The 8,083-nt window shown below is 70.6% G+C and carries 8 protein-coding genes; all 8 read right to left on the minus strand.

Going from position 1 to position 8,083, the window contains the following annotated elements:
* The coding region (locus tag WEB03_RS05725; protein ID WP_368070015.1) for a molybdopterin-dependent oxidoreductase at nt 1-1,029 on the minus strand (1,029 nt) is incomplete at its 3' end.
* A 35-nt stretch (nt 1,030-1,064) separates the two neighbouring features.
* Nucleotides 1,065-1,997, minus strand: a complete 933-nt coding sequence (locus tag WEB03_RS05730; protein ID WP_368069991.1) for a cytochrome c oxidase assembly protein — start codon at nt 1,995-1,997, stop codon at nt 1,065-1,067.
* Nucleotides 1,973-2,356 (minus strand): hypothetical protein, encoded by a 384-nt coding sequence (locus tag WEB03_RS05735; RefSeq protein WP_368069992.1) that lies wholly within the window; start codon nt 2,354-2,356, stop codon nt 1,973-1,975. Before WEB03_RS05735 ends, WEB03_RS05730 begins: the two co-directional genes overlap by 25 nt.
* Complete coding sequence (locus WEB03_RS05740) at nt 2,353-2,964, minus strand: hypothetical protein (protein WP_368069993.1); 612 nt, start codon at nt 2,962-2,964, stop codon at nt 2,353-2,355. The genes WEB03_RS05735 and WEB03_RS05740 overlap by 4 nt, the downstream gene beginning before the upstream one ends.
* Nucleotides 2,964-4,925 (minus strand): cbb3-type cytochrome c oxidase subunit I, encoded by a 1,962-nt coding sequence (locus WEB03_RS05745; RefSeq protein WP_368069994.1) that lies wholly within the window; start codon nt 4,923-4,925, stop codon nt 2,964-2,966. The genes WEB03_RS05740 and WEB03_RS05745 overlap by 1 nt, the downstream gene beginning before the upstream one ends.
* A 61-nt stretch (nt 4,926-4,986) precedes the next feature.
* Nucleotides 4,987-6,084, minus strand: coding sequence for a cytochrome c oxidase subunit II (coxB, locus tag WEB03_RS05750; RefSeq protein ID WP_368069995.1), 1,098 nt, complete (start codon nt 6,082-6,084; stop codon nt 4,987-4,989).
* On the minus strand, nt 6,081-7,454 hold the full coding sequence (locus WEB03_RS05755; protein ID WP_368069996.1) for a cytochrome bc complex cytochrome b subunit: 1,374 nt from the start codon (nt 7,452-7,454) through the stop codon (nt 6,081-6,083). The genes coxB and WEB03_RS05755 overlap by 4 nt, the downstream gene beginning before the upstream one ends.
* A 2-nt stretch (nt 7,455-7,456) precedes the next feature.
* Nucleotides 7,457-8,083 (minus strand): ubiquinol-cytochrome c reductase iron-sulfur subunit (locus WEB03_RS05760; RefSeq protein WP_368069997.1); only part of this gene is annotated, 627 nt, incomplete at its 5' end.

Below are 8,083 nucleotides of genomic sequence, written 5' to 3' on the forward strand. Positions count from 1 at the left end.
GTACTGCCAGGTCGCGTCGTCGTAGCCGGACTCCGGGTCCCACCCGCTGAAGTAGCCACCCGCGTCGTCGGGGAGCTCGACCCCTTCGGCGATGACGTGGGAAGCGTTGGTGTAGGCGACCACGTACTCGCGGAGGTCGGCGTCGTGCTCGAGCACGTAGCGGATCAACCCGCCGAGGAAGGCGATGTCGGTCCCCGGCCGGAGCGGCACGAACGTGTCGGCCAACGCGCTCGTGCGCGTGAACCGAGGGTCGACGTGGACGACACGCGCGCCGCGCTCCTTGGCTTCCACCACCCACTGGAAGGCGACCGGGTGGTTCTCGGCCATGTTGGAGCCCATCAGGACGATGCAGTCGCTGTTGACCAGGTCCTGTGGGTAGGTGGTCGCGCCGCCGCGACCGAAGCTGGTCCCGAGACCCGGGACCGTGGAGCTGTGTCATATCCGGGCTTGGTTCTCGATCTGGATCGCACCGAGCGCGGTGAACAGCTTCTTGAGGAGGTAGTTCTCCTCGTTGTCGAGCGCCGCCCCGCCGAGGCTGCCGAAACCCAGCGTCCGGTTGAGCGGCGAGCCGTTGTCGTCGCACGCCTCCCAGCCGTCGTCGCGCGCGGCGATGACGCGGTCGGCGATCATGTCCATCGCGGTGTCGAGGTCGAGGGCCTCCCAGTCGGTCCCGCCGGGGCGCCGGTAGCGGACCTGCCACTCCCGCGACGGGCCTGCGACCATCTCGCGCGTCGAAGATCCTCGAGGGCACAGCCGCCCTCGCGAGATCGGGCTGTCGGGGTCCCCCTCGATGTGGGTGATCTCGCCGTCCTGGACGAAGATCCGTTGCCCGCAGCCGACGGCGCAGAACGGACAGATCGAGGGGACGACGGTGTCGGCCTCGTCGGTCCGGGCCGTGAGGTCATCGGTCGTCGCCGAGCGAGCGGCTGCACCCACGGCGGTCCGGTCCTCACCCGTCAGCTGACGCACGACCGGCCAGCGACGCAGGAGCGCGCCCGGCGGTGACCCACCACCCGGGGGTGAGAACATCGGCAGCAGGTCACGGAGGCCCATCGCTCGTGACCCTAGGCGTCGGGCGGGGACGGGGAGCGGTCGCCGGCCACGGGTCGACCGACCACGCTCCCGATCGCTTCTCGCTCGGCGGCGAGGCGCTGCTGGCGTTCGCGAGCGCGCAGCTCCTGTTCCGCGCGATCGATCCAGCTCTTGAACCGGCGCAGCGCGACGATCGCGTACACGAAGCTCGGAGGCACCCACATCAGCGCGCCAGCGAACTGCTGGTCCTCGAGCGCGGTCATCCCCCCGGCCCCGGTGTAGACGTCGTACACGGACCGGCCGGCGAACGTCAGGAGCGCACCGAGGACCCCCCCCGTGGCGATCAACGCCGCGAGGCAGAGCGTGGCCAGCGCCTGCGTCCGACGGTTGCGGCGGGCGGTGGCGACGATCTCGGTCCACACCCACACGGCGCTGCCGAGGAAGGCCACGTGCTCGAGCGCGTGCACGGCGGCGTTGCGCACCGCGAGGTCGTAGAGCCAGGGGGCGTGCCACAGCCAGGTCAACGCGATGTGCACGACCGTCGCGACGACCAGCAGCGGGGGATCGCCGAGGCGTCGACGGAGCCGGCGGCTGCGACGCGACCAGCCGGCGACGGTGCTGCGGGTCGAGGGGGACAGCCCGAGCCGCAGCGTCGACACGGGGGAGCCGAACGCGAACAGCGGTGCCGCCACGACGGTCAGGAGCAGGTGCTGGACCATGTGCACCCACAGCAGGTGCGCGCTCCACCCGGCGATGGGGCCGGCCACCGCGACGATGGTCACGGCGACGCCGACGAGGAACGAGGCGGTGCGCCGTGGCTGGGACGCCCCCGTCGCGCGGCGACGCCGAGCCTGTCCGAGCAGGTACCACGCCGTGACGCCGGCCAGAGCGGCGAGGGCCGCCGGGTCGGCGGTGGCGCGGCTCCAGACGTCGTCCATCGTCAACTGGTCGGCGTCATCGCGCACGCGTCGAGGATCAGTCCCGGTACGCCCTCGTACAGGACGACGGCACCGAACAGGATCGACAGGAGGATGCCGGCCCAGCCGATGAACACGTCACGTTGCGCGGTGCGGTCAGCCTCCGGGTCGGCGAGCTGAGCGCCCCGCAGGACCTGGACGCCCGACAGCCACGCTCGTCCGCACAGCAGCAGCATGGCGATGGTCAACGTGTGCATGGGCCACGTGGTGCCCCACTCGCACGCTCGGGGCACGAGCCAGTAGGTGCCACCGAGGTGCGTGCCCCACCAGATGGGCCCACCGAAGACCGCGTCGAAACGCCGCACGTTCGTGCGGTGGTCCTCGCGCGGCGTCACCGTCAGGCTCACCCCGCACCCCCCAGGTCGGGCAGGAGGTGGGCGACCGCGAGGCAGACCGTCATCGCCATCACCACCCACCACAGGTAGACCACCGTGATGTCGATCTCGAGCATGCGTCCGCTGTCGACCACGCCGACCAGGCGTTGGACGAGGGCGGCGGCGACCATCAGGATCCCGACCGCGATGAACACCAGCGCGCTGGCGGTGTTGATGACGTAGACCGACGCGTAGGCGTGGTCGCCCCAGTGGAAACCGGTCGCCCCGAGGTCGCGGCCGAGCACGACCACCGATCCGGTCAGCAGGAACCCCGTGATCATCAGCAGCAGCGACGGGGCTGGTCGCTCGTCGCGGCGCAGGCGCATCGCGGCCACGGTCGCGGTCGCCGCTCCCGCGATGCAGAGGACGGTGGCCAGGACCGCGAGCCACGATCCCGGTCGCACCAGCGGCTCCGGCGGCCACGCGTCCTGGCCGGTGTGCAGGTAGAAGCCTGCCGTGGCGAGCCCCGCCAGACCCGCCGTCATCGCGACCAGCAGCAAGATGGCGCCGTACATGCCCATCGTCAGGCCACGAGGCTGATCGGTGACCGGGTGCGCGGTCCGTGAGCGGGTCGTCGCCATCACTCCACCCCCGGCCACAGCCACGTGGCGGTCGTCGCGATGATCGCCACCAGGCCGACGCTGCCCAGGGCGAACGAGTCGATCAGGACCCCGACCAGCGACACCGCGATGGCCACGGCGCACCAGAGCGGCCACAGGCTGTGGCCGGGGAGCGTGACGATGTGGTCGGGTTCGGCGTCGAGGCCGCTGGTCGCGATGGCTTCGCGGAGCCGTGCCTCGGGGTGATCGAGCCGGTGCTGCCACTCCGGTCGCTCGTGCGGCGGGTCGGTCCGCACCCGCCCGTCGGGGTAGGTGTGCTCCCGGCTGAGGACCGACTCGGTGTCCCACAGCGGCTCGGGTGAGGCGATCTGCATCGTGCCGACGAAGTTGTAGTCGGGGGCGGGCGACTCGGTCGCCCACTCGAGGGTGTCACCACCCCACGGGTCGTCGGGAGCCTGGGTGCCTCCCGGCCAGTTGGCACGGATCATGTTGATCGCGAACAGCAGCATCCCGATGCCCATCACGAACGAGCCGGCGGTCGAGATGAGGTTCAACCCGTCCCAGCCGAGGCCCGCCTCGTAGGTCCAGATGCGTCGCGGCATGCCGAACAACCCGAGCCAGTGCTGGGGCAGGAACGCGACGTTGAACCCGACGAAGTTCAGCGCGAAGGCGACCTTGCCGAGGCTCTCGGACATGATCCGGCCCGTCAGCTTCGGCATCCAGTGGTGCAGGCCACCGAGGATCGGGAACAGCGAACCGCCGACCAGCACGTAGTGGAAGTGCGCGACGACGAAGTAGGTGTCGTGTGCCTGCCAGTCGAACGGCACCATCGCGACCATCACGCCGGTGATCCCTCCGGCGACGAACACGAACACGAACCCGGCGACGTACAGCATCGAACTGCGCCAGACGATCCGTCCCCACCACATCGTCCCGATGAACGCCATGATGATGACGCCGGTCGGGATGGCGATCATGAAGCTGGCGGCGGTGAACAGCGACGTCGCGAGGATCGGGATGCCGGTCGCGTACATGTGGTGGACCCACAGCCCGAACGACAGGATCGCGATCGCCACGAGCGAGACGATCACGGCGGTGCGACCCGCCATCCGTCGGCGCGCGCTCACGGTCACGATCGAGGCGGCCATCCCGAGCGCGGGGATGAGCTGGATGTAGACCTCGGGGTGGCCGAACCACCAGAACAGGTGCTGCCACAGCAGCGGATCACCACCGAACGTCGCGTCGTAGAACACCGTCCCGATCTTGCGGTCGAGCTCGAGCAGGATCGTGCCGGCCACGAGCGGTGGGAAGGCGAACATGATCATCACGCTGACGATCAGGGACGTCCACACGAAGATCGGCATCCGGCTGACCGACATGCCGCTCGCCCGGAAGCGAAGCACCAGCGCGATGACCTCGATCGACGCGGCGATGCCGGAGATCTCGAGCATGGTGACGCCGAGGAGCCAGAAATCGAGGTTGGCGCCGGGCGAGTAGCTCGACCGCGTCAGCGGTACGTACGCGAACCAGCCGCTGTCGGGGACCGCGCCCACCACGAAGCTCGACAGCAGGAAGATCCCGCCGAGCAGGAACCCCCAGTACCCGAAGGCGTTCAGGCGTGGCATCGGCATGTCGCGTGAGCCGAGCTGCAGCGGCGCCACGTAGATGGTGAAGCCCTCGAGCATCGGCACCACGAACAGGAACATCATGATGGTGCCGTGCATGGTGAACAGCTGGTTGAAGGCTTCGGGTCCCACCACGTCGTTGTCGGGGCCGATCAGCTGCAGCCGCATCAGCATGGCGAGCGAGCCGCCGAGCATCAGGAAGAAGAAGCTGGTGAAGATGAACCGGCGGCCGACGGCCTTGTGGTTGCACTGACCGACCCAGCCGATGAACCCCGGCTTCGACCCCCAGACCTGATCGAGCAGCGCGATGTCCGGAGCGGAGCGGCCGGACGGGGGAGGGGCGGTGGCGTCGCTCATGACCGATCCTCCGAGACCGCTCTCGGTCCCTCCGGGAGCACCATGGGACCTCCAGCGCCGCTCACTCGAGCCCCTCCAGGTAGTCGAGGAGGGCCTCGAGCTCGTCGGCCGAGAGCTGCGCCGCGGGCATCGGGATGCCGGGTTTGACGGCCTGTGGCTCGATGATCAGCTGCTCCAACCGCTCGCGCTCGTTCGGGACGATGCCCGCGGCCAGGGTCCGCCGCGAGGCGAGGTGGGTGAGGTCGGGACCGACCCGCGCCACCGCGTCCGTCCCGGCGACGGCGTGGCAGGCGGCGCACCCGGCCTCGATGAAGACCTGCTCACCGTCGGTCGACGCACCCGTGGTGGCGGGCTGCTGCTGTGCGGCGACCCACGCGTCGAACTCGTCCTGCTCGACCACGCGCACGAACGCCACCATCTGCGCGTGGGCGATGCCGCAGAACTCGGCGCAGTTGCCCCGGAAGTCGCCGGTCTCGGTGGCCGTGAACGTGAAGGTGTTGGTGCGGCCCGGGATCATGTCCACCTTGCCGTGGATCCGGGGGATCCAGAAGCTGTGGATGACGTCCTCGGTGGTGAGGTTGAAGCGCACGGGCCGGTCGACGGGGACCACGATCTCGTTGGCGGTGATGACCGCCTCGTCCTCGTATATCACCTCCCACCAGAACATGTGGCCGATGACGTCGACGACCAGTTCGCCGTCCTCGGGGACGTGCGCCGCGGCGCGCCCGACGACCGAGGAGTACACGAGCAGGGTCACCAGGACGAGCGCAGGCAGGATGATGCCGCCGACCCAGATGAGCCGGTTGCGCACCCGGTGGTCGGCCTCGGCCTGCGCCACGTGCGTCGGGTCGGCGACGGCGATGGCGCCGTCGACCTCCGAGGCGGGCGCGTCGAGCCGGACCGGCCCACGGTCGGTCGGGGCGACCTCAGCATCCCCACCTCGGCGCCGCCACGACCGCCAGATCGGGACGGCGAGCAGGCCCATCACGAGCAGCCAGATGACCGCGCCGAGGGTGACACTGAACCGGAACAGCCCGTCGATCGCGTCGGCCTGTGGGGTGACCCCGCGGGTGGTCGAGTCCCGCACCTCCTCGCCGCACGCGGCGAGGAGCAGCAGCGGCAGGACGACCGCGATCGAGCGGAGCGGTTGGTGGCTCACGAGTCGCACTCCTCACCGTAGGTGTGGCCGGATGCGGTGATCTCGCGGTCGACATCGCCGTCCTCGCCGAGGTCGGCGAAGGTCGCGACGCGGCGTCGGGACGCGGCGACCGCCCCGGCCGTGAGCGCGATGGGCAGGACCACGAGCGCGACCCGGAACCCGGTCACGACACGCTCGACCGGGACCGCCAGCCACGACGACAGGACGTCGACGCCGGCGGCCACGGTCAGGATCACCCCGACCGTGGTCATGAAGGTGACCACACCTGCGCGGAGCGGGACGTCCAGGGGGTGGTCGAGGGCGTGGTGTTCAGAGCGGTCCTTCAGCAGCCGACGCTCGAGGAACGGGTAGGCGACGACCATGCCGACCAGGATGCTCGGGATCAGGGCTGCGGCGACGAGGACGTTGGTGATGCGCACGCCGAGGAACACCAGATCGATGGCGGGGATCACCCGGAGCGCGCCGGTGGTGAAGAACATCACCCACGCGGGGTGGACGCTGTTGGTGGCCTCGGCGGCGAAGAACGGCCCCTCGAGCTCGATGTTGGCCCAGGGCACCAGCACGGAGGACGCGAGCAGCAGGGTGATCAAGCCGGCGGACAACAGCGCGAAGCGGGCGACGGCGTCGGGCCAGAGCGGGCGGCCCACGTCCCGGGTGTCGACGTCCACGTCGGGCCGGCGATCGAGCGCGGGCGTCCGACGGTGCACGAGCCACAGGTGCCAGGCCAGGACCGCGGTGAACCCACCGGGGAGCAGGAACACGTGCAGGGCCCAGGCACCGACGAGTAGCCGCTGGCTCGGGAGCTCGCCTCCGGTGATGAACTGGGCGAGCGGCTCGCCGATGAACGGCACCGATCCGATGACGGCCTCGAGGATCCGCAGGCTCGACGCCGCGACCAACGAGAACGGCATCAGCTCACCCGTGTAGGCGAACCCCAACGCGATCCCCAGCAGGATGACGCCGACGAGGTGGTTGCCGATCCGTGGGCGGCGGAACGCCCCGGTGGCCAACACCCGCAGCAGGTGGGCGACGAGCGCGATCAGGAAGATGTGCGACGCGGCCACGTGCACGCGCCGCAGCAGCAGCCCACCGGGCAGGTCCTCGCTGATCCGCACGATGGACGCGAAGGCGTGGGGCAGCAGCTGGCCGTCGTAGAGCTCCGACGAGCCGCTGTAGGTCACGAGCTCGGTGGAGGGGCGGTAGGCGAGCGCCAGCGCCAGACCCGTGACGGTCAGGACGCCGAAGGCGACGATCGCCGCGTGGGAGATGAGCGCACCGAACCCGATCGGCCACAGCGACGGTCGCTCCGCCCCGCGGCCGATCCGGGCGTCGAGTTTCTCCGCGACGCGAGCGAGGGGGGAGGGCAGCACGCTCACGCGGTCCCCCCGACGGCACCGGGTGGCGCGGTGAGGTCACCGGTGGCGATCACGAAGCCCTCGTCGTCGATGCCGAGCGGCAGCTGCGGGAGCGGGTGGGATGCCGGCCCGGAGACCGGTCTGGCACCGCGGCGGGCGTCGAAGGTCGCCTGGTGGCACGGGCAGAACAGCGCCTGGTCGCGGTCCCGGTAGAGGGCGACCGCGCACCCGGCGTGGCTGCACAGCCGCGAGTACGCGATGAGGGTCTCGTCGACGACCCCGTCGAGGCGGGTCGGCTCCACGGGGACCTCGCGCAGACGGATCAGCATGACGGCCGACAGTTCCCTGCCGAGCGCGTCCTCCGGCCAGACCGTGACGACGCTGCCGAGCGGGAGGTCGGCGGGCCGGATCGGTTCACCGTCGAGCGTCGCGAGCCGCGCACCGGCGGACCAGGCCGAGCCTGCGGGCGCCCGCGGACCGAAGCGCAGGAGCGCGCCGATCCCACCGAGGCCGAGGACGGCGCTGACAGCGAGCAAGCCGCCGAACAGCCCGCGACGCGAGGTGAACGGCGCGAACTCGTCGACCGGATCCGGGCGCGGGATGGTGCGTTCGCCGAGGTCGCGGCTCACCACGAGGTGGTGGAG

Origin of the sequence: Nitriliruptor sp., from assembly GCF_040882075.1 — a bacterium.
Classification (GTDB): domain Bacteria; phylum Actinomycetota; class Nitriliruptoria; order Nitriliruptorales; family Nitriliruptoraceae; genus Nitriliruptor.